This window comes from Streptomyces sp. NBC_00683 (assembly GCF_036226745.1).
GTDB lineage: Bacteria > Actinomycetota > Actinomycetes > Streptomycetales > Streptomycetaceae > Streptomyces.
In genome coordinates this window covers 6,633,034-6,657,180 of the sequence record NZ_CP109013.1, presented here as the reverse complement: position 1 = coordinate 6,657,180, position 24,147 = coordinate 6,633,034, and the positions used below count along the sequence as shown (strand labels likewise).

The 24,147-nt window shown below is 68.8% G+C and carries 25 protein-coding genes and 1 rRNA gene; 9 read left to right on the top strand and 17 right to left on the bottom strand.

Annotated features, from left to right (window positions below; all coding sequences use genetic code 11):
- Positions 1-169: 169 nt before the first annotated feature.
- Positions 170-1,695 (bottom strand): 16S ribosomal RNA (locus OG257_RS29740).
- 649 nt (positions 1,696-2,344) lie between these two features.
- On the bottom strand, positions 2,345-2,986 hold the full coding sequence (locus OG257_RS29735) for a DNA-3-methyladenine glycosylase (protein ID WP_329212544.1): 642 nt from the start codon (positions 2,984-2,986) through the stop codon (positions 2,345-2,347).
- An 86-nt stretch (positions 2,987-3,072) separates the two neighbouring features.
- On the opposite strand from OG257_RS29735, the gene OG257_RS29730 reads away from it, so the two are divergent.
- The 3 genes from OG257_RS29730 to OG257_RS29720 all read left to right on the top strand — a co-directional run bounded on the left by OG257_RS29730 (position 3,073) and on the right by OG257_RS29720 (position 5,092).
- Entirely contained in the window at positions 3,073-3,855 is a 783-nt protein-coding gene (locus OG257_RS29730; protein WP_329212542.1) for a sporulation protein, read from the top strand.
- A 55-nt stretch (positions 3,856-3,910) separates the two neighbouring features.
- A complete protein-coding gene (locus tag OG257_RS29725; RefSeq protein WP_329212540.1) occupies positions 3,911-4,444 on the top strand; it encodes a YbhB/YbcL family Raf kinase inhibitor-like protein in 534 nt (177 codons plus the stop codon).
- Positions 4,445-4,585: 141 nt separating this feature from the next.
- Positions 4,586-5,092, top strand: a complete 507-nt coding sequence (locus OG257_RS29720) for an HNH endonuclease (protein WP_329212538.1) — start codon at positions 4,586-4,588, stop codon at positions 5,090-5,092.
- Between the two features lie 49 nt (positions 5,093-5,141).
- Here the strand turns inward: OG257_RS29720 and OG257_RS29715 are convergent, their stop codons facing one another.
- The 4 genes from OG257_RS29715 to OG257_RS29700 form a co-directional block, all read right to left on the bottom strand.
- Entirely contained in the window at positions 5,142-5,909 is a 768-nt protein-coding gene (locus tag OG257_RS29715; RefSeq protein ID WP_329212536.1) for a sulfite exporter TauE/SafE family protein, read from the bottom strand.
- A gap of 84 nt (positions 5,910-5,993) precedes the next feature.
- Positions 5,994-6,923: an SPFH domain-containing protein gene (locus OG257_RS29710; protein WP_329212534.1), complete on the bottom strand. Its 930-nt coding sequence runs from the start codon at positions 6,921-6,923 to the stop codon at positions 5,994-5,996.
- A 128-nt stretch (positions 6,924-7,051) separates the two neighbouring features.
- On the bottom strand, positions 7,052-7,480 hold the full coding sequence (locus OG257_RS29705; protein ID WP_329212532.1) for an NfeD family protein: 429 nt from the start codon (positions 7,478-7,480) through the stop codon (positions 7,052-7,054).
- A 67-nt stretch (positions 7,481-7,547) separates the two neighbouring features.
- Entirely contained in the window at positions 7,548-8,345 is a 798-nt protein-coding gene (locus tag OG257_RS29700) for an ABC transporter ATP-binding protein (RefSeq protein ID WP_329212530.1), read from the bottom strand.
- A 122-nt stretch (positions 8,346-8,467) separates the two neighbouring features.
- Between OG257_RS29700 and OG257_RS29695 the strand changes: the two genes are divergently transcribed.
- Positions 8,468-9,247, top strand: coding sequence for a hypothetical protein (locus tag OG257_RS29695; RefSeq protein ID WP_329212528.1), 780 nt, complete (start codon positions 8,468-8,470; stop codon positions 9,245-9,247).
- 130 nt (positions 9,248-9,377) lie between these two features.
- On the opposite strand, the gene OG257_RS29690 is transcribed toward OG257_RS29695, so the two are convergent.
- From OG257_RS29690 to OG257_RS29680, 3 genes are all read right to left on the bottom strand, one after another.
- Positions 9,378-9,629, bottom strand: coding sequence for a chaplin family protein (locus OG257_RS29690; protein ID WP_329212526.1), 252 nt, complete (start codon positions 9,627-9,629; stop codon positions 9,378-9,380).
- 162 nt (positions 9,630-9,791) lie between these two features.
- Positions 9,792-10,436: a response regulator transcription factor gene (locus OG257_RS29685; protein ID WP_329212524.1), complete on the bottom strand. Its 645-nt coding sequence runs from the start codon at positions 10,434-10,436 to the stop codon at positions 9,792-9,794.
- Complete coding sequence (locus tag OG257_RS29680) at positions 10,429-11,574, bottom strand: GAF domain-containing sensor histidine kinase (protein WP_329212522.1); 1,146 nt, start codon at positions 11,572-11,574, stop codon at positions 10,429-10,431. Before OG257_RS29680 ends, OG257_RS29685 begins: the two co-directional genes overlap by 8 nt.
- A gap of 181 nt (positions 11,575-11,755) precedes the next feature.
- On the opposite strand from OG257_RS29680, the gene OG257_RS29675 reads away from it, so the two are divergent.
- From OG257_RS29675 to OG257_RS29665, 3 genes are all read left to right on the top strand, one after another.
- A complete protein-coding gene (locus OG257_RS29675; protein WP_329212520.1) occupies positions 11,756-12,469 on the top strand; it encodes an SDR family NAD(P)-dependent oxidoreductase in 714 nt (237 codons plus the stop codon).
- A complete protein-coding gene (locus tag OG257_RS29670) occupies positions 12,466-13,521 on the top strand; it encodes an S-adenosylmethionine:tRNA ribosyltransferase-isomerase (RefSeq protein WP_329212518.1) in 1,056 nt (351 codons plus the stop codon). Before OG257_RS29675 ends, OG257_RS29670 begins: the two co-directional genes overlap by 4 nt.
- Positions 13,522-13,824: 303 nt before the next feature.
- Positions 13,825-14,589, top strand: a complete 765-nt coding sequence (locus OG257_RS29665; protein ID WP_329212516.1) for a transglycosylase SLT domain-containing protein — start codon at positions 13,825-13,827, stop codon at positions 14,587-14,589.
- A 138-nt stretch (positions 14,590-14,727) separates the two neighbouring features.
- Here OG257_RS29665 and OG257_RS29660 read toward each other — a convergent pair whose 3' ends face one another.
- On the bottom strand, positions 14,728-17,274 hold the full coding sequence (locus tag OG257_RS29660) for an ABC transporter ATP-binding protein/permease (protein ID WP_329212514.1): 2,547 nt from the start codon (positions 17,272-17,274) through the stop codon (positions 14,728-14,730).
- Between the two features lie 279 nt (positions 17,275-17,553).
- Between OG257_RS29660 and serB the strand changes: the two genes are divergently transcribed.
- Entirely contained in the window at positions 17,554-18,801 is a 1,248-nt protein-coding gene (gene serB / locus OG257_RS29655) for a phosphoserine phosphatase SerB (RefSeq protein WP_329212511.1), read from the top strand.
- Between the two features lie 71 nt (positions 18,802-18,872).
- Here serB and OG257_RS29650 read toward each other — a convergent pair whose 3' ends face one another.
- The 4 genes from OG257_RS29650 to OG257_RS29635 all read right to left on the bottom strand — a co-directional run bounded on the left by OG257_RS29650 (position 18,873) and on the right by OG257_RS29635 (position 21,296).
- Complete coding sequence (locus tag OG257_RS29650; protein WP_329212509.1) at positions 18,873-19,391, bottom strand: SixA phosphatase family protein; 519 nt, start codon at positions 19,389-19,391, stop codon at positions 18,873-18,875.
- 107 nt (positions 19,392-19,498) lie between these two features.
- The gene (locus OG257_RS29645) at positions 19,499-19,705 is read right to left on the bottom strand and encodes a hypothetical protein (RefSeq protein WP_329212507.1); all 207 of its coding nucleotides are present in this window, start codon (positions 19,703-19,705) and stop codon (positions 19,499-19,501) included.
- A 146-nt stretch (positions 19,706-19,851) separates the two neighbouring features.
- Positions 19,852-19,971, bottom strand: coding sequence for an SGM_5486 family transporter-associated protein (locus OG257_RS29640; protein ID WP_329212505.1), 120 nt, complete (start codon positions 19,969-19,971; stop codon positions 19,852-19,854).
- 17 nt (positions 19,972-19,988) lie between these two features.
- Positions 19,989-21,296, bottom strand: a complete 1,308-nt coding sequence (locus OG257_RS29635) for a CynX/NimT family MFS transporter (protein ID WP_329212503.1) — start codon at positions 21,294-21,296, stop codon at positions 19,989-19,991.
- Positions 21,297-21,422: 126 nt separating this feature from the next.
- Here OG257_RS29635 and OG257_RS29630 point away from each other — a divergent pair, with 126 nt between their 5' ends.
- Entirely contained in the window at positions 21,423-22,097 is a 675-nt protein-coding gene (locus OG257_RS29630) for a FadR/GntR family transcriptional regulator (RefSeq protein WP_329212501.1), read from the top strand.
- Positions 22,098-22,128: 31 nt separating this feature from the next.
- Here OG257_RS29630 and OG257_RS29625 read toward each other — a convergent pair whose 3' ends face one another.
- The 3 genes from OG257_RS29625 to fabG form a co-directional block, all read right to left on the bottom strand.
- Positions 22,129-22,494 (bottom strand): hypothetical protein, encoded by a 366-nt coding sequence (locus OG257_RS29625; protein ID WP_329215407.1) that lies wholly within the window; start codon positions 22,492-22,494, stop codon positions 22,129-22,131.
- A 153-nt stretch (positions 22,495-22,647) separates the two neighbouring features.
- Positions 22,648-23,415 carry an enoyl-ACP reductase FabI gene (fabI, locus tag OG257_RS29620; protein WP_329212499.1) on the bottom strand — a complete coding sequence of 256 codons (768 nt, stop codon included), beginning with the start codon at positions 23,413-23,415 and terminating at the stop codon, positions 22,648-22,650.
- Positions 23,416-23,420: 5 nt separating this feature from the next.
- The gene (gene fabG / locus OG257_RS29615; protein WP_329212497.1) at positions 23,421-24,140 is read right to left on the bottom strand and encodes a 3-oxoacyl-[acyl-carrier-protein] reductase; all 720 of its coding nucleotides are present in this window, start codon (positions 24,138-24,140) and stop codon (positions 23,421-23,423) included.
- Positions 24,141-24,147 lie beyond the last annotated feature (7 nt).

Genomic DNA, 24,147 nt, shown 5'->3' with positions numbered 1-24,147 from the left:
CAGCGTGCCCGACCCGACCGATCCTCTTCACTTTCCACGCCGAAGCAGTACTCGCAAAAACAACCTGTCGTGCCGAATAGTCAACGTTCCACCCATGAGCAACCACCGTCGAACATTTGCCGACGAAATGGTCTCTGGATTCCCCGAAGAGAATCTAGATGCTCCTTAGAAAGGAGGTGATCCAGCCGCACCTTCCGGTACGGCTACCTTGTTACGACTTCGTCCCAATCGCCAGTCCCACCTTCGACAGCTCCCTCCCACAAGGGGTTGGGCCACCGGCTTCGGGTGTTACCGACTTTCGTGACGTGACGGGCGGTGTGTACAAGGCCCGGGAACGTATTCACCGCAGCAATGCTGATCTGCGATTACTAGCAACTCCGACTTCATGGGGTCGAGTTGCAGACCCCAATCCGAACTGAGACCGGCTTTTTGAGATTCGCTCCGCCTCGCGGCATCGCAGCTCATTGTACCGGCCATTGTAGCACGTGTGCAGCCCAAGACATAAGGGGCATGATGACTTGACGTCGTCCCCACCTTCCTCCGAGTTGACCCCGGCAGTCTCCTGTGAGTCCCCATCACCCCGAAGGGCATGCTGGCAACACAGAACAAGGGTTGCGCTCGTTGCGGGACTTAACCCAACATCTCACGACACGAGCTGACGACAGCCATGCACCACCTGTATACCGACCACAAGGGGGGCACCATCTCTGATGCTTTCCAGTATATGTCAAGCCTTGGTAAGGTTCTTCGCGTTGCGTCGAATTAAGCCACATGCTCCGCTGCTTGTGCGGGCCCCCGTCAATTCCTTTGAGTTTTAGCCTTGCGGCCGTACTCCCCAGGCGGGGAACTTAATGCGTTAGCTGCGGCACCGACGACGTGGAATGTCGCCAACACCTAGTTCCCAACGTTTACGGCGTGGACTACCAGGGTATCTAATCCTGTTCGCTCCCCACGCTTTCGCTCCTCAGCGTCAGTAATGGCCCAGAGACCCGCCTTCGCCACCGGTGTTCCTCCTGATATCTGCGCATTTCACCGCTACACCAGGAATTCCGATCTCCCCTACCACACTCTAGCTAGCCCGTATCGAATGCAGACTCGGGGTTAAGCCCCGAGCTTTCACATCCGACGTGACAAGCCGCCTACGAGCTCTTTACGCCCAATAATTCCGGACAACGCTCGCACCCTACGTATTACCGCGGCTGCTGGCACGTAGTTAGCCGGTGCTTCTTCTGCAGGTACCGTCACTTGCGCTTCTTCCCTGCTGAAAGAGGTTTACAACCCGAAGGCCGTCATCCCTCACGCGGCGTCGCTGCATCAGGCTTTCGCCCATTGTGCAATATTCCCCACTGCTGCCTCCCGTAGGAGTCTGGGCCGTGTCTCAGTCCCAGTGTGGCCGGTCGCCCTCTCAGGCCGGCTACCCGTCGTCGCCTTGGTAGGCCATTACCCCACCAACAAGCTGATAGGCCGCGGGCTCATCCTTCACCGCCGGAGCTTTTAACCCCGTCCCATGCAGGACAGAGTGTTATCCGGTATTAGACCCCGTTTCCAGGGCTTGTCCCAGAGTGAAGGGCAGATTGCCCACGTGTTACTCACCCGTTCGCCACTAATCCACCCCGAAGGGCTTCATCGTTCGACTTGCATGTGTTAAGCACGCCGCCAGCGTTCGTCCTGAGCCAGGATCAAACTCTCCATGAATGTTTTCCCGTAATCGGGAGAGCACCATAAAAGAGCGGGACAACCAACCGGAATAGGGCTGGTCATCCACAGCGTCCTCGCTGATGTTGCCTACCCGCCACATGGGCCAGTAGGACTTCAAAGGAACCACCAACCCACCGAAGTGGGCCGGGGTATCAACAAATTTGGCGTTGACTTTTGGCACGCTGTTGAGTTCTCAAGGAACGGACGCTTCCTTCGGTCCCGTTTCACCGGGGCCCTCCGGGCGCTTCCCTTCGTTCTTGCGTTTCCGACTCTATCAGACTCTTTCGTGTCCGATTCCCTGTCGAAGCGGGGCCGCTTTCCAGTTCTTCGCTTTCGCGTTTCCCTTTCCGGCGATTCCAACTTTACCAGACTCTTTTTCGTTCCGTTTCCGGTCCGAATTTGATTCCGGTGGCCTGTGGACTGGCCTTTGCCTTTCGGCGTGTTCACTACGCTAGCCGATTTCCGTGGTGACTCATAATCGAGTCGTGGAGCAAATTTCGGCATGCCTAAATTGCGCCCGTCAGGGCGAATCGTAGGTAGTGGTTGGCCCTCTCCCGATGCTCCGACCCGGTCCGATGGACCGTGCCAACAACAACTGCATCCGTTCAAGCGGCTCGGACTACATTAGGCAACGGGCAGGGGCGAGTCAAGTTGTGCGGCGGCGTGGCGCATGGGCTCTGTAGGGGCTCACCGTGGGGTCGCCGTCGATCCAGAAGCGCCACGGCTGATGGGAACCGTCCCCGCCCACCCCGGTGCGCGGGCCGCTTCGCACCTGGTCACGGAGTGGCGGGGTGCCACGCAGCAAGGACAGGGGGCGGCGCGGTCCTTCGACGACATCGCTGCCGTTGAGCGTCCGGTCGACTCCGAGGGCAGTGGCCAGGCGCGCCGGCCCTTTGGCCAGTTCTCTGTCATGGCGGGCCGAGAACCGACGTTTGCGGGCCAACTCGGCACCCACGCCGATCTCGCCGGCCCGGAGCAGGACACCGCTCGCCGTACCCTCCGGGCCGCACACCAGGTTGAGGCAGTGCCACATCCCGTACGTGAAGTAGACGTACGAATGGCCCGGCGGGCCGAACATCACGCTGTTGCGTGGTGTGGGACCGCGGAAGGCGTGGGAGCCGGGATCGATCTCGCCCGCGTACGCCTCCACCTCGGTCAGCCGCAGCTCGATGGGGCCGTCCTCACCGGCGCGGACGAGTACGCGGCCCAGTAGGTCGGGGGCCACGTCGAGGACCGGACGGTCGAAGAAGTCCCGCGTCAGCGGCGTACGGTCCATGCCCTCGTTCATGGCGTCCGAGGGTACTGGGATCGCGGCTCCGGGAACCGGCTACGGTCGTGACGCGTATGTAGGGGTCAGGACCAAGGAGGAAAATCATGGGCTTCAAGCGGTTGCTCGCGAGCATGGGTGCCGGCGGTGCTTCGGTGGAAACCGAGCTCACCGAACTCAACGTCGTCCCCGGCGGGGTCGTTCAGGGCGAGGTGCGGATCCAGGGCGGTTCCGTCGACCAGCAGATCGAGGGACTTTCGGTCGGTCTGCAGGCCCGGGTCGAGGTCGAGGGCGCGGACCAGGAGACCAAGCAGGACATCGAGTTCACCAAGCTGCGTCTCGGCGGTGCCTTCGAGGTCAAGGCGGGCGCCGTTCACGTCGTGCCGTTCGGGCTCGAGATCCCTTGGGAGACCCCGATCACGACGTTCGCCGGACAGCACCTGCGCGGCATGAACATCGGGGTGACCACGGAGCTGGAGATCGCCCGTGCCCTGGACTCGGGTGACCTGGACCCGATCAATGTGCACCCCCTGCCTGCTCAGCAGGCCATCCTGGACGCCTTCGCGCAGCTCGGCTTCGGTTTCCGCAGCGCGGACATGGAGCGCGGCCACATCCGTGGCACGCGCCAGCGTCTGCCGTTCTACCAGGAGATCGAGTTCGTCCCGCCGCAGCAGTACCGCGGGCTCAACCAGGTCGAGCTGACGTTCGTCGCCGACGACCGCGAGATGGACGTCGTGCTGGAGATGGACAAGAAGCCGGGTCTCTTCAGCGAGGGCAGCGACTCCTACCGCGCGTTCAAGGTCGGCCACAACGACTTCCAGGGCACGGACTGGGCCGCGTACCTCAACCAGTGGCTCGCCCAGGTCGGCGGACAGCGCAACTGGCTCTGACGGGCTCTAGGGTCGGTGGGGAGAGACTTCACAGCCGACCACGAGAGGTGCTGACGTGACCGAGCCGAAGAGGGCGCCGTTGCCGCACGACTTCCATCCCGAGGTCCCCCCGTTCACCGTGGTGAGCAAGGACCTCGCGCCGGGAGCCGTGCTGGCGGACGCGCAGGTGTTCGCAGCGGGCAACACTTCGCCGCAGTTGCGGTGGGAGGGCTTCCCCGCGGGGACGAAGAGCTTCGCCGTGACGTGTTTCGACCCGGACGCCCCGACGGGCAGCGGGTTCTGGCACTGGGTGGTCTTCGACATCCCGGCTTCGGTCACGGAACTCCCGGCCGGCGCGGGGAGCGGCACGTTCGACGGGCTGCCTGCGGGCGCCGTCCAGGCCCGGAACGACTACGGGTCGAAGGACTTCGGAGGTGCCGCGCCGCCGGCTGGCGAGAACCACCGCTATGTCTTCACCGTGTACGCGGTGGACAGCGAGAAGCTCGGACCGGACAGTGACGCCTCGCCTGCCGTGGTGGGATTCAATCTGCGGTTCCACACCCTGGGACGGGCCCAGCTGATCGGTGAGTACACGTCTCCCGAAAGCTGAGGGTTCGCCTCCTGTTTGCCCTGCCCTGGTCTTGGAGAGATCAGGGCAGGGCATTTTTTATTGCGTTGTCCATCACGGCTCGCCCGGCCAGAGTTGATCCGGGCCAGCCAGGAGGCGGCCGGCACACGGGAGGTGGGCAGGATGCGGGACACACTGGTGCTCAACGCGAGCTTCGAGCCGCTGTCGACGGTGACACTCAACCGCGCGGTGGTGCTGATCCTGCAGGACAAGGCTGTCGTCGAGCAGTCGCACCCTGGACTCCGTATGCGTGGTGCGGCCGTCGACATCCCGGTGCCCGTGGTGATCAGGCTCTGCCGGTACGTACGGGTGCCCTTCCGAAGACACGCCCCGTGGTCCAGAAGGGGTGTGCTCATACGGGACCAGCACCGGTGCGCGTACTGCGGACGACGGGCCAGCACCGTCGACCACGTGGTGCCGCGTGCCCAGGGGGGTCAGGACACCTGGCTGAACACCGTGGCCTCGTGCGCCGAGGACAACCACCGCAAGGCGGCCCGGACGCCGGAGCAGGCGGACATGCCACTGCTCCGGAAGCCGTTCGTCCCCTCGCCCGCGGACGCGATGCTGCTCGCGCTCGGGGCCGGTGACCGGTCGGTGCTGCCGGAGTGGCTGGCGCGGTCCGCGGCGTAGCCCGCGAGGTTCACGGAAGCCCGTCTCCCCCGGGAGGCGGGCGTTTCCGTCAGCGGAGCAGCAGCTGGACGATCGCCGCGGTGCCGACGACGACGATGAGGGCGCGCAGGAAGCCCGGGCTGAGCTTGCGGCCGACCTTGGCGCCTATCTGGCCGCCGATCGCCGACCCCACGGCGATGAGGACGACGGCCGTCCAGTCGAAGTCCGCGACGAAGAGGAAGAAGAGTGCCGCGACGCTGTTGACGACGGCGGCGAGTACGTTCTTGACGGCGTTGAGGCGCTGCATCGTGTCGTCGAGCAGCATGCCCATCAGGGAGAGGTAGATGATGCCCTGGGCCGCCGTGAAGTAGCCGCCGTAGACGCTGGCGAGCATCAGTCCCGTGAACAGGAGCGGCCCGCCGTCGGGGTGGGCGGGGGCACCCGTGTGTGCGCGGCGGCGCTGGACGGCCTTGCTGATGCGGGGCTGCAGGATGACCAGTACGAGGGCGAGTGCCACCAGGACCGGGACGATCGTCTCGAACGCCGTGGAGGGCAGGGCCAGCAGGAGTGTGGCGCCGGTGAGGCCGCCGATGAGTGCGCCGATGCTCAGCTTGATGATGCGGCGGCGCTGGCCTGCGAGTTCGGCCCGGTAGCCGATGGCACCGCTGATCGAGCCCGGGATGAGACCGAGGGCGTTGGAGACGGTGGCGGTGACCGGCGGCAGGCCGGTGGCGAGCAGGACGGGGAAGGTGATCAACGTGCCTGAGCCGACGATCGTGTTGATCGTGCCCGCGCCGACTCCGGCCGCGAAGACCGCGAGAATTTCCCAGATGGACAAGGCCATCCCCTTCGATGGTCAGTGACGCCTCCCCGCCATGAAGGTCGAGGGGCCTCACTGATCATGCACGAAGGTCTTTCGCGGTCAGTCGACCGGGGGCTGCTCGCGGCGCTCCGGTCCCGTACTGAAGCCGGGGGCGCCGCTGCCGAGGTTGCCGAAGGCGCCGCTGAGGCCCTTGAGCGCGTCGCCGATCTCGCTGGGCACGATCCAGAGCTTGTTGGCGTCGCCCTCGGCGATCTTCGGAAGCATCTGGAGGTACTGGTAGGAGAGCAGCTTCTGGTCGGGGTCTCCGGCGTGGATGGCCTCGAAGACCGTACGAATGGCCTGGGACTCGCCTTCGGCGCGCAGGGCGGACGCCTTGGCCTCACCTTCGGCGCGCAGGATCGCGGACTGCTTCTCGCCCTCCGCGGTGAGGATGGCGGACTGCCTGATGCCTTCCGCGGTGAGGATCGCGGCGCGCTTGTCGCGGTCGGCGCGCATCTGCTTCTCCATCGAGTCCTGGATGGAGGTGGGCGGTTCGATGGCCTTGAGCTCGACGCGGTTGACGCGGATGCCCCACTTGCCGGTGGCTTCGTCGAGGACTCCGCGCAGGGCCGCGTTGATCTCCTCGCGGGAGGTCAGGGTCCGTTCGAGGTCCATGCCGCCGATGATGTTGCGGAGGGTGGTGACGGTGAGCTGCTCGATCGCCTGGATGTAGCTGGCGACCTCGTAGGTCGCGGCGCGGGCGTCGGTCACCTGGTAGTAGATGACGGTGTCGATGTTGACCACCAGGTTGTCCTGGGTGATCACCGGCTGGGGCGGGAAGGGAACGACCTGTTCGCGGAGGTCGATCCGGTTGCGGATCGAGTCGATGAACGGGACGACGATGTTCAGACCGGCGTTGAGGGTGCGGGTGTAACGGCCGAAGCGCTCCACGATGGCGGCACTGGCCTGTGGGATGACCTGGATCGTCTTGATCAGGGCGATGAAGACGAGCACCACCAGAATGATCAGGACGATGATGATCGGTTGCATCGTGTGCCTCGTGCCCTTCGGTTGCCGACGGATCGCGATGATCGAGGTCGAGTGCTCATGACGGTTGCATTCTCATGATGATCGACTTCGAGTTTGGCAGACTGCGGGCTGCCGCGTGACCGGTTCGCTCACATGACGACGGCCGTTGCACCGTCGATCTCGACGACATCGACCTGTTGTCCGGGTTCGAAGCTCTGATCGCTGTCGAGCGTACGCGCGGACCAGACCTCACCGGCCAGCTTGATGCGGCCGCCGCTGCCGTCCACCCGTTCCAGGACGACGGCTTGACGGCCTTTCAGCGCGTCGATGCCGGTGGCGTGGTGGGTCTGGCCGGCGCGATGCCTGGCGGCGATCGGGCGTACGACCGCGACCAGCGCCACGGAAACCAGGACGAAGACCAGCACTTGGGCGACGATGCCACCGCCGAGTGCGGCGACGACCGCCGCAGCCACGGCTCCGACGGCGAACATCCCGAACTCGGGCATCGCGGTCAGGACGAGAGGGATACCCAGTCCCACGGCGCCGATCAACCACCATACCCACGCGTCGATTTCCACGTGTTCATCGTAGGACCGCAGGTGCCCTCGCGGACAGGGCGCCGGGGGACGGCTGTTGTGCGGATCCTCAGGAGAGCGGGAGTCCGTGGGCGGTGTAGCGGTCGCCGGTGTGCTCGACGACGAGCGGCAGGCCGAAGCAGAGGGAGAGGTTGCGGGAGCTGAGCTCGGTCTCCATCGGGCCTGCGGCGAGCACCTTTCCCTGACGGATCATCAGGACGTGGGTGAAGCCGGGCGCGATCTCCTCGACATGGTGGGTGACCATGATCATGGAGGGGGCGTACTGGTCACGGGCGAGCCGGCCCAGGCGGCGGACCAGGTCCTCGCGGCCGCCGAGGTCGAGGCCCGCGGCGGGCTCGTCGAGCAGGAGCAGCTCGGGGTCGGTCATCATGGCGCGGGCGATCAGGGTCCGCTTGCGCTCGCCCTCGGAGAGGGTGCCGAACTTGCGGTCGAGGTAGTCGGTCATGCCCAGCCGGTCGAGGAAGGCGCGGGCGCGCTCCTCGTCGACGGCCTCGTAGTTCTCGTGCCAGGTGGCGGTCATGCCGTACGCGGCGGTGAGTACCGTCTGCAGCACGGTCTGGCGCTTGGGAAGCTTCTCGGCCATCGCGACGCCGGCGATCCCGATGCGGGGCCGGAGCTCGAAGACGTCGGTGCCGACGCCGCCGAGCTCCTCACCGAGGATCCTGGCCTTGCCGGTGCTCGGGAAGAGGTAGCTGGACGCAATGTTGAGCAGCGTGGTCTTGCCTGCGCCGTTCGGCCCGAGGATGACCCAGCGCTCCCCCTCCTTGACCGACCAGGAGACGTCGTCCACCAGAGCGCGTCCGTCGCGGACCACGGATACGTCCACCAGCTCCAGTACATCGCTCATGAGCGCGTTGTCTCCCCATGCAGTCTCGAGATCGTCGCGTGCCTGTGGGCACAGCTCCCAGGGAAAACCTACGCCACCCGAAGAGTGCTCCAGCCCTTAGGGCGGTTGCCTAGGCTGTCCCCATGCTTTCGGAACCACGCTCAGGGCGGCTGGCCGCATGGGGAAACGCACTTTTGGCCGGACTTGTGTCACCGGACGACGCTGCGCTCGCGATTGTCGGGGAGGACGCGGTGCACCGCGTCGAGGGCCTGCCGGGTGAGGCGGGGCCTGTCGGGCTCACGCTGGCGCTCGGCCGGCTGAGGGGGCTCGGCGCGACCGGGTTCCGGGTCGCGCTGCCGGTGCCCGGGCATCCGCTGGGGCTCAGCGGGCCGCCGGACTTCAACGCGCGGGCGCTGGACGCCGAGGAGGCGGTGGTCACGTCGGGGGCGCCGTACGGACTCGTGCCGGAGGTGAGTGAGGCGGGGCCTGCCGGGGACGTGCACGTCGAGGTGGTGTGGCGCTGTCTGCCGGTGCGGGAGGCGCCGCCGGCCGATGTGCCGTCGCTGGGCGAGGCGGAGCGGGAGCTGGCGGAGGCCCTGCGGGATGCGACGGCGGTGCTGTCCCGGCTGGACGTGGCCGGTTCCGGACCGGTGGCCGAGGCCGCGGTGGATGCGTACCGGGCACGGGCGGAGCGGGGCCGTGAGGTGCTGGCTCCGGGGTATCCGGCACGGGCGGTACGGGTGCTGGAACTGGCCCAGCGGGTGGGGCTGCTGATCTCGGTGGCCCATGAGAACGGGCACGGCGGCGCAGTGAGCTCCTCGGAGATCGCGGCTCGGGGTGAGGCGCTGCGGCCGGTGGAACGGGTGGCCCGGCGGGCGCAGGTCGCGGCGTACAACGCGTATGTGGAGGAGCGGGGGCGCTAGCTAGGGCCTCTCGTTCGGATCATGACGGGCTCGCGGGGCCCGGCCCGATCCGGACGGAAGTGGCCGCCCCGCGCGCAACCGCCGGACGGGCTCGAAAGGCCCGTCCGGCGGTGGGGTACGGCAGCGCGGATCAGCCGTTCAGGCCGAGGTTGCCGAAGGCGGGGTTGAGCAGGCCGATCACGTTGACCGTGTTGCCGACCACGTTCACCGGGACGTGCACGGGGACCTGGACGAGGTTGCCCGAGGCGACGCCCGGGGAGCCCACGGCCGCGCCGTGAGCACCGGCGCCGTTGTGGCCCGTGGCGGAGGCAGCCCCGGCACCGGCGGCGATGAGTCCACCGGCGATCATGGTGACGGCAGCGGCCTTCTTCAGGTTCTTCACTTCAGGATCCTCCTCGTATCACCGCGGCCGACCGCCGCAGCACGCCATGGAGAACGCCTCGGCGCCGCACAGGATGCGCCGTTCGAGTGACGTACACCCGACAGTATGAATCTCGGACTGGAGTGGAACCGTCCGCTTCCCCTCCCCCGGATCCCGGGCCCGTCAGCCTGCCGCCCCGTGCCGGACGGCCCAGAGTGCGGCCTGCGTCCTGTCCGACAGATCGAGCTTCATCAGGATGTTCGACACGTGCGTCTTGACCGTCTTCTCCGACAGGACCAGCGCCCGGGCGATCTCCCGGTTGGAGCGGCCGTCGGCGATCAGCCCGAGCACTTCCCGTTCCCGTTCGGTCAGGGTGCTCCCCCGGCCCGTACCGCTGCCGGCGTCCTCCTGGGCCAGGAGCGCGCCCGCGACCTCCGGCTGGAGCAGGACGTGGCCTGCGTGGACCGAACGGATGGCGCCGGCCAGCGCGTCCGGGTCGACGTCCTTGTACACGTACCCGGACGCGCCCGCGCGCAGGGCGGGAACGACCGTGCGCTGTTCGGTGAAGCTGGTGACGATCAGTACCTTCGCGGGATTCCCCAGCTCCCTGAGCTTGCGCAGGGCCTCGATCCCGTCCGTACCGGGCATCTTGATGTCCATCAGGACGACATCGGGCCGGAGCTCCTCGGTCCTGGCGACTCCCTCGGCCCCGTCGGAGGCTTCCCCGACGACCTCTATGTCGTCCTGGATCTCGAGGAACGTGCGCAGCCCCCGGCGGACGACCTGGTGGTCGTCGACCAGCAGCACCCTGATGATCTTGTCAGGCACAGGGGACCTCCATCTCGATCGTGGTGCCCTTGCCGGGCTCCGATGCAACGGTGAGCCTTCCCCCGACACTGTCCGCCCGGTGGCGCATCGAGACGAGGCCCAGATGGCGGCCCGCGTGCCGGACGGCATGGGCGTCGAAGCCGCGGCCGTCGTCGGTGATCCGCAGCACCGTGGCGGAGGTGTGCCGGCTGAGTGTGACGGCGACCTGTCCGGCGCCGGAGTGGCGGAGGGCGTTGTGCAGGGCCTCCTGGGCGACCCGGAGCAGCGCCTCCTCCTGGGCGGAGGGCATCGCCCGCACTCCGGCGCTCTCGAAGGTGACCCGGGCACTGTGCGCCCGGTCCAGCACCTGGATCTGGGTACGCAGCGTGGCGACGAGACCGTCCTCGTCCAGGGCGGCGGGGCGCAGCTCCACGACGGCCGCGCGCAGCTCGTCCACGGCTTCCGCGGCCAGGGCCGCGACCTGCTGGAGCTCGCCCTTGGCGCGGGCGGGGTCGCGGTCGACGAGCGCGGCGGCGGCCTGGGCGGTCAGCCGGAGCGAGAAGAGCTTCTGGCTGACCGCGTCGTGCAGCTCATGGGCGAGCCGCGAGCGCTCCTCGGCGATCGTGAGCTCGCGGCTGCGTTCGTACAGTCTGGCGTTGACCAGCGCGATCGCCGCGTGCTGGGCGAGGATCGCGAGGAGCTCCTCGTCCTCCTCCGTGAAGCCGCAGCTCCCCTCGGGCTTGGGGCAGCGCTTGTTGGCGAGGAAGAGTGCGCCGATGATCTCGTCGCCGTCCTGGATGGGCAGGCCCAGGAAGTCGGACATGTCCGGGTGGGCGTCGGGCCAGCCTTCGAAGCGGGGGTCCTTGCGGACGTCGGCGAGCCGCTCGGGCTTCGCCTCGTGGAGCATCGCGGCGAGGATGCCGTGCTGCCTGGGCAGCGGACCGATGGCCTTCCACTGTTCGTCGCTGACCCCGTCCACGACGAACTGGGCGAAGCCCCCGTGGTCGTCGGGGACGCCCAGGGCCGCGTACTCGGCGTCGAGCAGTTCGCGGGCGGAGGCGACGATCGTCTTGAGGACGTCCCGCATTTCGAGGTGCCGGCTCATGGCGAGCAGCGCGGCACTCACCGCGGCGAGGCCCGACGGTGGGCGATGACTCATGTCCTCACCGTACCGGCGGGCCCCCGGCGTCCGTATCGGGCTGAGGACGGCCGTCGGATGGGGCTCCGGGACTAGGCCGAAGTGCCTTGTGCCCCTGCGGCTCATGGACGAGGCGGCGGCAGGGGCCGTGTTCCTACGTTGGTGTGGTCGGAGCTTCACGAGGTTCGAGGGGACGGTTGCCATGCCGATCGCGATGATCACAGGTGCGTCGAAGGGGCTGGGGCGTGCGGTGGGGGCGGCGCTTGCTCAGCGGGGCTGGGACCTGGTCCTGGACGCCCGGACGGCCGGGGCGCTGCGGGAGACCGCGCAGGAGCTGGGCCGTCTGTACGGGACACGGGTGGTCGCCCTCGCCGGGGATGTCACGGACGGGGCGCACCGCAAGGCCCTGGTGGCCGCCGCCGGGGAGCTGGGCGGGCTGGATGTACTGGTGAGCAATGCGAGCGCCCTCGGTGCCGAACCGCTCGTACGGCTGGAGGGGCTGCCCCTGGCCGGGCTGCGGGAGGCGCTGGAGACGAATGTGGTGGCGGCGCTCGGTCTGGTGCAGGAGGCGTTGCCGCTGCTGAGGGCATCGGCGGCGGGGGCGGTGGTGACGGTGAGCTCGGACGCGGCTGCCGAGCCGTATCCGACGTGGGGCGGTTACGGGGCGTCCAAGGCCGCGCTCGACCAGCTGGCCGCGGTGCTGGGCGAGGAGGAACCGGGTCTGCGGGTGTGGGCCGTGGATCCGGGCGACATGGGGACGGACCTCTATACGGCGGCGGTGCCCGGGGACACGGAGCCGCGGCCGGGTCCGGAGAGCGTGGCGCCCGCGTTCGTCCGGCTGCTGGAGCGGCGGCCGGCCGGCGGGCGGTATGCGGCCGCGGCCCTGCTGGAGGAGACGGACCGGGGGCAGCGATGACGGCGCTGGATGCCCTGCGGGTGCCCCCCGAGCTGTCCGCCCGGGTCCCGGCCGAGCAGCGGGGTGCCGGGCGTGACGACGTGCGGCTGCTGGTGTCGCGGGGTACGGCGGTCTCGCACCGGGCGTTCCGGGACCTGCCCGGGGAGCTGCGGGCCGGGGACGTACTCGTGGTGAACACGTCGACGACGCTGGCGGCCGCCGTGAGCGGGCGCGTCGGCGGAGAGCGCGTCGTCGTGCACTTCTCGACCCGCGGGGAGGACGGCCGGTGGGCGGTGGAGCTGCGCAGCCCGGACGGGAACGGGACCACGCGGCCGCGCCCCGGCGGCCCGGCGGGAGCCGCTGTGCGGCTGCCGGGCGGGAACGCGCTGGTGCTGGACGAGCCGCTGGGGCCTCCTGCGGGCGCCCGGCTGTGGTGGGCACGGGCGCCGCGGGACGTACCCGGACTGCTGGGCCGGTACGGAAGGCCGATCCGGTACGCGTACACGGAGCGGGACCAGCCGCTGTCCGCGTACCAGACGGTGTTCGCCGTGCCCTCGCCCGACGGGGCGGGGTCGGCGGAGATGCCGAGTGCGGCGAGGCCGTTCACCGCGGGGCTGGTGGCGGCGCTGGTGAGCCGGGGGGTGCAGTTCGCCCCGCTGTCCCTTCATACGGGGGTGGCGTCGGCCGAGGTGCACGAGCCGCCCTATCCGGAGCGGTTCTCGGTGCCGCGTACGACGGCATGGCTGGTCAATGCGGCGCGGGCGGGTGGCGGCAGGGTCGTCGCCGTGGGGACGACGGCGGTGCGGGCCCTGGAATCGGCGGCGGGGGCGGACGGAGTGGTGCGGGGCGCCTCGGGCTGGACGGACCTGGTGGTGACGCCGCAGCGGGGCGTGCGGGTGGTGGACGGGCTGCTGACCGGATTGCACGAGCCGGAGGCCTCGCACCTGCTGATGCTGGAGGCGATAGCCGGGCGGGCCGTGCTGCAGCGCGGTTACACCCAGGCCCTGCGGCATCGGTACCTCTGGCACGAGTTCGGGGACGTCCACCTCCTCCTACCGGGTTCCGGAAGCTAACACTCCGCATTACAGGAGCAACGTTTCGTGAGCTCGAAGGGGTCCCCATGTGAGCCCAGGCATAGGGCCCACGTCACTTACGAAGATGAATAGTTGGAGCAAAACGGGCAATACTCCGGGCCTCAAACCGGACAAGGAGGTATGAACGACCCCCTGGTCCACTACTCAGCTTCGTACGTCACACCTTTGCCAGGCCGTTTTGCGGTCGCTAAGAATTGCACTCGTCCCCGACGGAGATGCGCACCGCCGCTTCCGTCTGCGTCCTCGCCGAGGACCCCCTGCAATTCGAAGAGGTACGACTGTATGTCCGTGTCCCGCATCTCCAGCCGTAGCCGTCGCCTGAACAAGGCGCAGAAGCTCTCCGTCGCGGGGGTCTCCACCCTGGCCGCCGCCGCTCTCGCTTTCTCCCTCGTCCCGGACAACGCCTCGGCGTCGACCGAGCCGCAGGCCATATCCGGTGCGCCGGTCGCCTTCGCCGGTGCCGCGCAGACCCAGAGCGTCCAGTCCAGCATCCTCGAGCAGCACTCCACCGCCGCGCAGCTGGTGAAGGCCGCCGACTCCGCCAAGGCCCAGGCCGCGGCCGCCGAGAAGAAGGCAGCCGCGAAGAACGAGGCGAAGGCCAAGGCCGTCGCCGAGGCCAAGAAGGACGCCGCAGCCAAGAAGAAGGCTGCCGCCAAGGCCAAGGCCGACGCGAAGAAGCGTTCCGCCAAGAAGGCCAGCCGTGCCGCCGACCGCAAGCCGGTCTACGCCAACAACCTGGACGGCTGGATTCGCGAGGCTCTCGCGATCATGGACAAGAAGAACATCCCCGGCACGTACGAGGGCCTGCACCGCAACATCATCCGCGAGTCCAGCGGTAACCCGCGCGCCATCAACGACTGGGACATCAACGCCATCAACGGCGTCCCGTCGAAGGGCCTGCTGCAGGTCATCAAGCCGACGTTCGACTTCTACCACGTGCCCGGCACCAAGCACGACCAGTACGACCCGGTCGCGAACATCACCGCTGCGGCCAACTACGCCGCGGACAAGTACGGCTCGATCGACAACGTCGACAGCGCGTACTGAGCCACGCACCGAGTCAGGCCTGGCATTTGAGGGCCCGCCGGTCCGCAGCGTCGCGTGACCGGCCGGCACATGCCGAAGGGCGGCACCCCACGGGGTTGCCGCCCTCGGGCGTTTCCGGGCCCGGTCGGGCCGGACGCGTTACTTGCGCATCACCTCGGGCTCGTGGCGCCGCAGCATCCGCGAGACCGCCACGAAGAGGACGGCGCTCATCACGAGCATCACCGTGATGTTGACCCCCCACTGGCCGGCCGAGTGCTCCCAGAGCGGGTCGAGGTCGGTCGGCTTCTTCGGGTCCCACGGCGGCATGAGATGGGCCATGTCCAGCGTGGTACCGGCTGCGGCCACCGCCCAGCGCGACGGCATCAGCCAGGCGAACTGCTCCAGGCCCGGGGAACCGTAGACCTGGAAGAGCACTCCGGTGAAGACGACCTGGACGATCGCGAACATGACGAGCAGCGGCATGGTCTTCTCGGCGGTCTTCACCAGCGCGGAGATCATCAGGCCGAACATCATCGACGTGAAGCCGAGCACGATGATCGACACGCAGATCTCCACGGCGGGCGGCATGAACAGGCCCTCGTCCGGAAGCTTCCGGGTGGAGAACCCGATCCCGCAGATGATCACGCCCTGGAAGGCGGTGATCACGCCGAGGACGATCACCTTGGAGAGCAGATAGGCGGAACGGGACAGACCGGTGGCCCGCTCCCGCTCGTAGATCACCCGTTCCTTGATCAGCTCTCGTACGGAGTTCGCCGCGGCGGCGAAGCACATGCCGACCGCGAGGATCAGCATGATCGTCCCGGCCTTGCCGTTGAACCGGGAGGGCGGATCGGGCTCCGCCAGGCCGAACTCCGCGGGGATGACGACGCTCACCACGCCGAGCACCGCCGGCAGGAGCACCATCAGGAGCAGGAAGCCCTTGTCCGACGCGATCACCGAGATGTAGCGGCGCATCAGCGTCCACAGCTGGGCCACCCAGCCGGAGGGCTTGGGGGGCCGGATCGACTGCGGCGGCGGCATGTGTACGGGCTGCGCGGCGACGGCGTCGATGTCCGCCGCGTACATCTGGTAGTGCTGCGAACCGCGCCAGCGGCCCGCCCAGTCGTAGTCGCGGTAGTTCTCGAACGCGGAGAAGACGTCGGCCCAGGTGCTGTAGCCGAAGAAGTTCAGCGCCTCCTCGGGCGGACCGAAGTAGGCCACGGATCCGCCGGGGGCCATCACCAGGAGCTTGTCGCAGATGGCCAGCTCGGCCACGGAGTGCGTGACGACGAGGACCGTACGGCCGTCGTCGGCGAGCCCGCGCAGCAACTGCATGACGTCGCGGTCCATGCCCGGGTCGAGGCCCGAGGTCGGCTCGTCCAGGAAGATCAGCGACGGCTTGGTCAGCAGCTCCAGGGCGACCGAGACGCGCTTGCGCTGGCCGCCGGAGAGCGAGGTGATCTTCTTGTCCTTGTGGATGTCGAGCTTGAGCTCGGCGAGGACCTCGTGGATCCGGGCGGTGCGCTCGGCCTCGGTGGTGTCCGCGGGGAAGCGCAGCTTGGCCGCGTACCGCAGAGCCCTGGTGACCGTGAGTTCCTTGTGCAGGATGTCGTCCTGCGGGACCAGTCCGATGCGCTGCCGCAGCTCGGCGAACTGCTTGTACAGGTTCCGGTTGTCGTAGAGGACGTCGCCCCGGTTGGCGGGCCGGTAGCCGGTGAGCGCCTTGAGCAGGGTGGACTTACCGGATCCGGACGGGCCGATGACGGCGATCAGGGACTTCTCCGGAACGCCGAACGAGACGTCCTTGAGGATGTCCTTCCCTCCGTCGACCGTCACCGTGAGGTGGCGGGCGGAGAAGGAGACCTCACCGGTGTCGACGAACTCTTCCAGCCGGTCCCCGACCAGCCGGAAGGTCGAGTGACCGACGCCGACGATGTCGTTCGGGCCGATGAGCGCGGAGCCGGACTTGCTGAGCGGCTGGCCGTTGACGTAGGTGCCGTTGTGGGATCCGAGGTCGCGGATCTCGAAGCGGCCGTCGGGCGTCGCACGGAATTCGGCGTGGAGGCGCGAGACCTGGAGGTCGGAGACGACCAGCTCGTTCTCCAGCGCACGGCCGATGCGCATGACCCGGCCGAGATCCAGCTGGTGGAACGTGGTCGGGCTCCGGTCCCCGTACACCGGCGGGGCCCCCGCGGCACCGCCGGGACCGCCCGCTCCGGGCACCCCGAGGCCCTGCTGGTGCGGGACCTGTGGCTGCTGCGGCTGCTGCCAGGCAGCCTGCTGCTGCTGTTGTGCGGGGTCGTGCCAGCCGGCCGCGCCCTGCGGGGGCTGCTGCGGCTGCACGGGCGCGGGCGCCTGCTGCGCCGCCGCGGCCTGGCCGCTGTGGACTCCGGCAGCCGCGGCAGCGCCGGTCAGGCTCAACCGCGGCCCGTCCGTGGCGTTGCCCAGGTGCACCGACGAGCCGGGGCCGATCTCCATCCGCTGGATCCGATGGCCCTGCACATAGGTGCCGTTGGTGCTGCCGTGGTCCTCGATGACCCAGCTGCGACCACCCCAGCTGATCGTGGCATGCCGCCAGGAGACCCTGGCGTCGTCGATCATCAGGTCGCCCTGCGGATCGCGTCCGAGGGTGTACGACCTGGACGGATCGAGCGTCCAGGTCCTTCCATTCAATTCCAGTACGAGTTCCGGCACTCCGCGCCCCACTAGTTGTCCCCCGAGTTACCCCCGTTGCAGGGAGTCTAGGGATGCTGAACATCGTGGGGAACTATTCCAGGAGCAGTCCCCGAACGGAAAGCCGGGCGGGTGAAGACAGCGCGTAGGCCTGTGGGGCACCTCGGCCGACTCGGGAGATATCGCATCGGAGCATGGCAACCGGGGCGGCCCGCGCCGGCACGGCGGTGCGGCCACTCGGGTCGGGGGTGCTGTCCGCCACTCGGGACGGGCTTCGGCGGCCGTGCGCCGGACCTATACGGTGGAACCACCATGAGCGCACCTCAGTCTCCCCGGTCTCCTGAGCCCCCCGAGCCCCTTCAGGGCACAGACGAACCCACTCTTCTCGTCAAGATCTTCGGGAAGGACCGTCCAGGCATCACCGCCGGACTCTTCGACACCCTGGCCGCCTACTCCGTCGACGTCGTGGACATCGAGCAGGTGGTCACCCGGGGCCGCATCGTCCTGTGCGCGCTCGTCACCTCGCCGGCATCGGGCGGTACGACCGAGGGCGACCTCCGGGCGACCGTCCACAGCTGGGCGGAGTCGCTGAAGCTGCAGGCCGAGATCATCTCCGGTACGGGTGACAACCGGCCCCGTGGCGACGGCCGTTCCCATGTGACCGTGCTGGGACACCCGCTGACCGCGGAGTCGACAGCGGCCATAGCTGCTCGGATCACGTCGACCGGCGGCAACATCGACCGTATCTTCCGGCTGGCGAAGTACCCGGTCACCGCAGTGGAGTTCGCGGTGTCGGGCACCGGGACGGAGGAGCTGCGGACCGCGCTGGCGACCGAGGCCGCCGGAATCGGCGTCGACATCGCCGTCGTGTCGGCCGGGCTCAGCCGCCGGGCGCAGCGGCTCGTCGTCATGGACGTGGACTCGACGCTCATCCAGGACGAGGTCATCGAGCTCTTCGCGGCCCATGCGGGCTGCGAGGACAAGGTCGCCGAGGTGACCGAGCAGGCGATGCGGGGCGAGCTCGACTTCGAGCAGTCGCTGCACGCACGTGTGGCGTTGCTGGCGGGGCTCGACGAGTCGGTGGTGGACAAGGTGCGGACCGAGGTCCGGCTGACCCCGGGTGCCCGCACCCTGATCCGTACGCTGAAGCGGCTCGGTTACCAAGTCGGCGTGGTCTCGGGCGGATTCACCCAGGTCACGGACGACCTCAAGGAACGTCTCGGGCTCGACTTCGCCTCCGCCAACACGCTGGAGGTCGTCGACGGCAAGCTCACGGGCCGGGTCGTGGGCGACATCGTGGACCGAGCGGGCAAGGCCCGGCTGCTGCGCAGCTTCGCCGAGCAGGCGGGGGTGCCGCTGGCGCAGACGGTGGCGATCGGGGACGGCGCGAACGATCTGGACATGCTGAACACGGCCGGTCTCGGCGTCGCGTTCAACGCCAAGCCGGTCGTACGCGAGGCGGCGCACACAGCGGTGAACGTCCCGTTCCTGGACACGGTCCTGTATCTGCTCGGCATCACCCGCGAGGAGGTGGAGGCGGCCGACGGCCTCGTCGACTGATCTCTCCGGACGCGTACGTACGAAGGGGCCCCGGCACATCGACAGTGCCGGGGCCCCTTCGTACGTACTGCTCAGTCGTTCGGCGTCCAGTACTCGACGAGCTTGCCCACGCCCTGCTCCAGGCCCTTCCAGGATCCGGAGAACTCGACGACGGCATAGGCGGCCGTCGGGAAGCCGTCCCTGGTCATCCGGGCGAGGGTCTCCCCCTCCGCCTGGCCGGACAGCGCGTCCGCCACACCGTGCATGCCGGGATTGTGGCCGATGACCAGCAGATTCCGCACATCGTCCGGGGTCTCGTTGAACAGCGCAATCAGTTCTCCGAGGGAGGCCTCGTACAGCCTCTCCTCGTACACGGTCCTGGGGCGCTGCGGGAATTCGTGGACCGCGAGCTTCCAGGTCTCGCGCGTCCTGGTGGCGGTCGAACACAGAGCCAGATCGAAGACGGTGCCGGAATCGGCGAGCCTGCGGCCGGCGACGGGGGCGTCCTTCCGTCCCCGTTCGGCCAGGGGCCGCTCATGGTCGGCCGCTTGCGACCATTCCGCTTTTGCGTGCCTGAGAAGGACGATCCTGCGAGGTGTATCGGCGCTCATACACCTCAGCTTCGCACGAAATGCGTGTCCGGGCGCAGGGTGTTGACGTGCTACCCCGTTGAGGGTGAATGACGCCGGGTGACCTGTGCGTGTCCGTCCGGGAGCGGTCAGGCGGTGAGCAGCTCCAGGATGCGCCCGAGCAGCCGTCCGATCGCGGGATCCCCGGTGGCGGCGTGCGCCTGGCCCGGTCCCACGATCAGCAGGAGGAGGGCGGCGAAGGCGACGGCGGGCAGCGCGACGGCCCACCACGGCAGCCGGATCTCGACGCTGTCCGGGGCCGGGCGGTGGGTCGGGGGTTGCGTACGGGCCGACATGTCCGCCTCCGTGGGTCCTCGGCACTGAATACCTAGAACCTACGGACCGCCGGGCGGCGGTCCCATCCGGTGACCCACCCACTCGACCCTGAACCTGGCCCCCTAGGGGAGGGTGGGGCTAGCACCACCCTCGCTCGCGCGAGGCCCTAGGAGGGCGAGGCGATCGTGGCGATGACGCTGATGACGACCCCGATGAGAAGCATCGCCCCGAGGACGAGGAGAAACTTCTTCTGGCCGTTCTGAGGATTCGGATCGAGCACTGGCATGCGTCCAGTCTCGCATCTCAGCATTCGTCCTCGATCGTCCGGTCCCGTCCTGCCAGCACTCCCGCCACCATCTGCGGAACCATGAGCCCCGCCATCAGGGCGATCGGCAGGCCCCAGCCGCCGCTGTGCTGGTAGAGCACGCCGACGAGCAGCGGGCCGGGGATCGAGAGCAGGTAGCCGGTGGACTGGGCGAAGGCGGAGAGCCTGACCACGCCCGCACCGGTGCGCGAGCGCATGCCGATCATGGTGAGCGCGAGCGGGAAGGCGCAGTTGGCGATGCCGAGCAGCAGTGCCCAGAGCCAGGCGCCGCCCGCGGGGGCGAGGTAGAGGCCCGCGTAGCCGATGAGGCCGCAGCCGCCCAGGACGAGGACGATCGGGCCCTGGTTCTTCAGACGGGCGGCCGCCCGGGGGATCACGAAGGCGAGGGGCACGCCCATGGCCATGGTCACGGCCAGCAGGACACCGGCGGTGCCTGCCGGGATCCCCGCGTCGCGGAAGATCTGCGGCATCCAGCCCATGGTGATGTACGCGGCCGTGGCCTGGAGGCCGAAGAAGCAGGCGAGTGCCCAGGAGGTGCGGCTGCGGGTGATCCTGAGGGCGGGGGCCTGCCGCCTGTGCTGTCCGGCCGGCTCCCCGTGGGCGCTGCCGCGGTCCCGTACGAGCGCCGCCCAGGGCAGGATCGCCGCGGCGGCGAGGGCGGCCCAGACAGCCAGCCCGGTCTTCCAACTGCCGCCCAGCGCGTCGGTCATGGGCACGGTGACGGCTGCCGCGAGCGCGGTGCCGAGGGCGAGGGCCATCGAGTAGAGGCCGGTCATGCTGCCGACGCGGTCCGGGAACCAGCGCTTGACGATGACGGGCATCAGGACGTTGCTGACGGCGATGCCCATCAGTGCGAGGGCGCTGGCGGCGAGGAACCCCGCGGTGCTGCCGACGAAGGGGCGGATCAGGAGGCCCGCCGTGATGGCGACCATTCCCGCGCAGACGACGGCGCCGGGCCCGAACCGGCGGGCGAGCCGCGGTGCCATGAAGCCGAAGAGCGCGAAGCAGAGGGGCGGTACGGAGGTGAGGACCCCGGCGACGCTGCCGCTCATGTGCAGCCCGTCCCGCACTTCCTCCAGGAGCGGGCCGAGGCTGGTGATGGCGGGCCGCAGGTTGAGCGCGGCGAGGACGAGGCCGACGACGACCAGGCGCAGCAGCCACGGGGCGGGCCCCGGTGCCGGGCCCGGGCCCGGCACCGGGGCGGCCGCCCGGGAGGCGGGGCCGCTCGGGATGGTCGCGCTCCGGTGGGAGGCGGGGCTCAGGGTCCGGGTTTCGTCGTCGGGCATGAGGCCCATCATAGAATCATGGGATGATTGATTGTCCACTCCGGGTCCCTCCCTCCTGAGAGAATTCCGGCACCGCTCCACACAGCACGACCAGACCCCGTTCCAAGGACCCGAGCAAGGAGCACCATGGCGCTGACGTCTCCGCGGCGTTCGGCTCTCGCCGACCAGGTGATTGCCCAGCTGAGAAATCAGATCACTTCGGGCGAGTGGCCCGTGGGCTCACGGATTCCCACCGAGCCCGAGCTGGTCGAGCAGCTGGGAGTCGCCCGCAACACCGTGCGCGAGGCGGTGCGCGCGCTGGCGCACAACGGCCTCCTGGACATCCGGCAGGGGTCGGGGACGTACGTCGTCGCCACCAGTGAGCTCGCCGGTGTGATGCACCGCCGCTTCGCCGACGCGGACCCGCGCCACGTCGCCGAGCTGCGCTCCACCCTGGAGTCCTCGGCGGCCCGGCTGGCCGCCGCCCGGCGCACGGACCGGGATCTGCGCCAGCTGGACGCGCTGATGGCCCGGCGCGAGGCGACCTGGGCCGCCGGGGACGCGGAGGCCTTCGTCGCCGCCGACGCGACGCTGCACCTCGCCGTGGTCGCCGCCTCGCACAACGACGTACTGACCGAGCTCTATGCCGACCTCAACGGCCTGCTCCGCGACTATCTGCGCGACGACGTGGGCCCGGAGCTGCGCCCCGAGGAGCACATGGACCACGCACGGCTGGTCGAGGCGATCCGGGCGGGCGACGCCGAGACGGCCGCCTCCGAGGCCGCCGGCCATGCGCTGAACTGCCTCAGGAACCGCGTCTGAGGCTGCGCGTACGGGGCTCCGAGGCCCTCGGTCACGGCCTGTGACTGACCCAGGCCGAGCCGACTTCCTTCCAGCACCGGTCCTCGAGGCGCACGGTCCGCCCCGGCTGGACCACGACGGCCTCGCTGTCCGCGTCGACGTCCCACCAGCGGCTGCACTCGGTGTGGAGCTGGACGTGGTCGGTGGTGGAGTCCGGGTTGTGGCAGTAGGCGACGACCCGGGAGCCGTCGACCGACGTACGGCATTCGGCGCCCGAGGGTTCGGGGGCCGGCGCGAGGGGTGCGGCGGCCCCGGATCCCGCCCGGTTCGCCGCGTTCACGGCGACCGGTGCGAGGAGACCGGCGACGGCAGCCGCTGCGGCCATGAGGGCCCAGGTTCGGCGACGTGTGGAGCGCAGCACAGCGATCTCCTCCCCACAGCCTGACCAAAAGTCCGGTTCCTCCACATTCTGCGGTGGATCGACCATCTTTTCGACCTGAGACGCACGACGGCCGCGTACCGGCCCCCTCGCGAGGGAGTTCGGTACGCGGCCGTGAGCGGTCCGCGGGACTCAGGCGCCCATCATGTGCACGCCACCGTCGACGTGGATGATCTCGCCCGTCGTCTTCGGGAAGAAGTCCGAGAGCAGCGCCACGACACCGCGGCCGGCCGGCGCCGGGTCGGCCATGTCCCACTCCAGCGGGGAGCGGTGGTTCCAGACGTCCGCGAGCTCGCCGAAGCCCGGGATGGACTTGGCGGCCATGGAAGCGAGCGGTCCGGCCGAGATCAGGTTGCAGCGGATGCTGTCCTTGCCCAGGTCACGGGCGAGGTAGCGGGAGGTCGCCTCCAGCGCGGCCTTGGCCGGGCCCATCCAGTCGTACTGGGGCCAGGCGAACTGCGCGTCGAAGGTGAGGCCGACGATCGAGCCGCCGTCGTTCATCAGGGGCTTGCAGGCCATGGCGAGGGACTTCAGCGAGAACGCCGAGACGTGCATCGCGGTGGCGACCGACTCGAACGGGGTGTTCAGGAAGTTCCCGCCGAGCGCGTCCTGCGGCGCGAAGCCGATGGAGTGCACGACGCCGTCCAGCGAACCGAGCTCCTCCTTGACCAGGCCCGCGAGCCGGTCCAGGTGCTCGTCGTTGGTCACGTCCAGCTCGATGACCTTGGCCGGCTTGGGCAGCTTCTTGGCGATGCGCTCGGTCAGTGTCGGCCGGGGGAACGCCGTCAGGATGACCTCGGCGCCCTGCTCCTGTGCCACCTTCGCGGTGTGGAACGCGATGGACGACTCCATCAGCACACCCGTGATGAGGATGCGCTTGCCGTCGAGAATTCCGCTCATGGTGATCAGTGACCCATGCCCAATCCGCCGTCAACGGGGATGACGGCTCCAGTGATGTACGACGCGTCGTCGGACGCGAGGAAGCGCACCGCGGCGGCGATCTCAGCGGGCTGCGCGTAGCGGCCGAGCGGCACCTGGGACACGATCCCCTTGCGCTGCTCATCGGTGAGCGCCTGGGTCATGTCGGTGTCGACAAACCCGGGTGCGACGACGTTGAACGTGATGTTGCGCGAGCCGAGCTCACGGGCCAGCGACCGGGCGAAGCCGACGAGGCCCGCCTTGGACGCCGCGTAGTTGGCCTGTCCCGCCGAACCGAGGAGGCCGACGACGGAGGAGATGAGGACGACGCGGCCCTTCTTCGCGCGCAGCATCGCGCGGTTGGCCCGCTTGACGACCCGGAAGGTACCGGTGAGGTTGGTGTCGAGTACCGACGTGAAGTCGTCCTCGGACATCCGCATCAGCAACTGGTCCTTGGTGATACCGGCGTTGGCGACCAGCACCTCCACGGGACCGTGCTTCTCCTCGATCTCCTTGTAGGCCTGCTCCACCTGCTCGGTGTCGGTGATGTCGCACCGGACCGCCAGGCAGCCCGCGTCGGTGAGCGCCTGGGGCGGCTCGCCGGAGCGGTAGGTGATCGCGACCTTGTCGCCGTTGTCGGCGAAGGCGCGGGCGATGGCGAGGCCGATGCCCCGGTTTCCTCCGGTGACGAGAACCGAGCGGCTCAACGGATCA

Excerpts from the sequence above, each read along its gene's own strand:
- OG257_RS29735 (WP_329212544.1), bottom strand. The coding sequence starts at position 2,986 with ATGAACGAGGGCATGGACCGTACGCCGCTGACGCGGGACTTCTTCGAC.
- OG257_RS29730 (WP_329212542.1), top strand. The coding sequence starts at position 3,073 with ATGGGCTTCAAGCGGTTGCTCGCGAGCATGGGTGCCGGCGGTGCTTCG.
- OG257_RS29720 (WP_329212538.1), top strand. The coding sequence starts at position 4,586 with ATGCGGGACACACTGGTGCTCAACGCGAGCTTCGAGCCGCTGTCGACG.
- OG257_RS29710 (WP_329212534.1), bottom strand. The coding sequence starts at position 6,923 with ATGCAACCGATCATCATCGTCCTGATCATTCTGGTGGTGCTCGTCTTC.
- OG257_RS29700 (WP_329212530.1), bottom strand. The coding sequence starts at position 8,345 with ATGAGCGATGTACTGGAGCTGGTGGACGTATCCGTGGTCCGCGACGGA.
- OG257_RS29695 (WP_329212528.1), top strand. The coding sequence starts at position 8,468 with ATGCTTTCGGAACCACGCTCAGGGCGGCTGGCCGCATGGGGAAACGCA.
- OG257_RS29680 (WP_329212522.1), bottom strand. The coding sequence starts at position 11,574 with ATGAGTCATCGCCCACCGTCGGGCCTCGCCGCGGTGAGTGCCGCGCTG.
- OG257_RS29675 (WP_329212520.1), top strand. The coding sequence starts at position 11,756 with ATGCCGATCGCGATGATCACAGGTGCGTCGAAGGGGCTGGGGCGTGCG.
- OG257_RS29670 (WP_329212518.1), top strand. The coding sequence starts at position 12,466 with ATGACGGCGCTGGATGCCCTGCGGGTGCCCCCCGAGCTGTCCGCCCGG.
- OG257_RS29665 (WP_329212516.1), top strand. The coding sequence starts at position 13,825 with ATGTCCGTGTCCCGCATCTCCAGCCGTAGCCGTCGCCTGAACAAGGCG.
- serB (WP_329212511.1), top strand. The coding sequence starts at position 17,554 with ATGAGCGCACCTCAGTCTCCCCGGTCTCCTGAGCCCCCCGAGCCCCTT.
- OG257_RS29650 (WP_329212509.1), bottom strand. The coding sequence starts at position 19,391 with ATGAGCGCCGATACACCTCGCAGGATCGTCCTTCTCAGGCACGCAAAA.
- OG257_RS29645 (WP_329212507.1), bottom strand. The coding sequence starts at position 19,705 with ATGTCGGCCCGTACGCAACCCCCGACCCACCGCCCGGCCCCGGACAGC.
- OG257_RS29640 (WP_329212505.1), bottom strand. The coding sequence starts at position 19,971 with ATGCCAGTGCTCGATCCGAATCCTCAGAACGGCCAGAAGAAGTTTCTC.
- OG257_RS29635 (WP_329212503.1), bottom strand. The coding sequence starts at position 21,296 with ATGCCCGACGACGAAACCCGGACCCTGAGCCCCGCCTCCCACCGGAGC.
- OG257_RS29630 (WP_329212501.1), top strand. The coding sequence starts at position 21,423 with ATGGCGCTGACGTCTCCGCGGCGTTCGGCTCTCGCCGACCAGGTGATT.
- fabI (WP_329212499.1), bottom strand. The coding sequence starts at position 23,415 with ATGAGCGGAATTCTCGACGGCAAGCGCATCCTCATCACGGGTGTGCTG.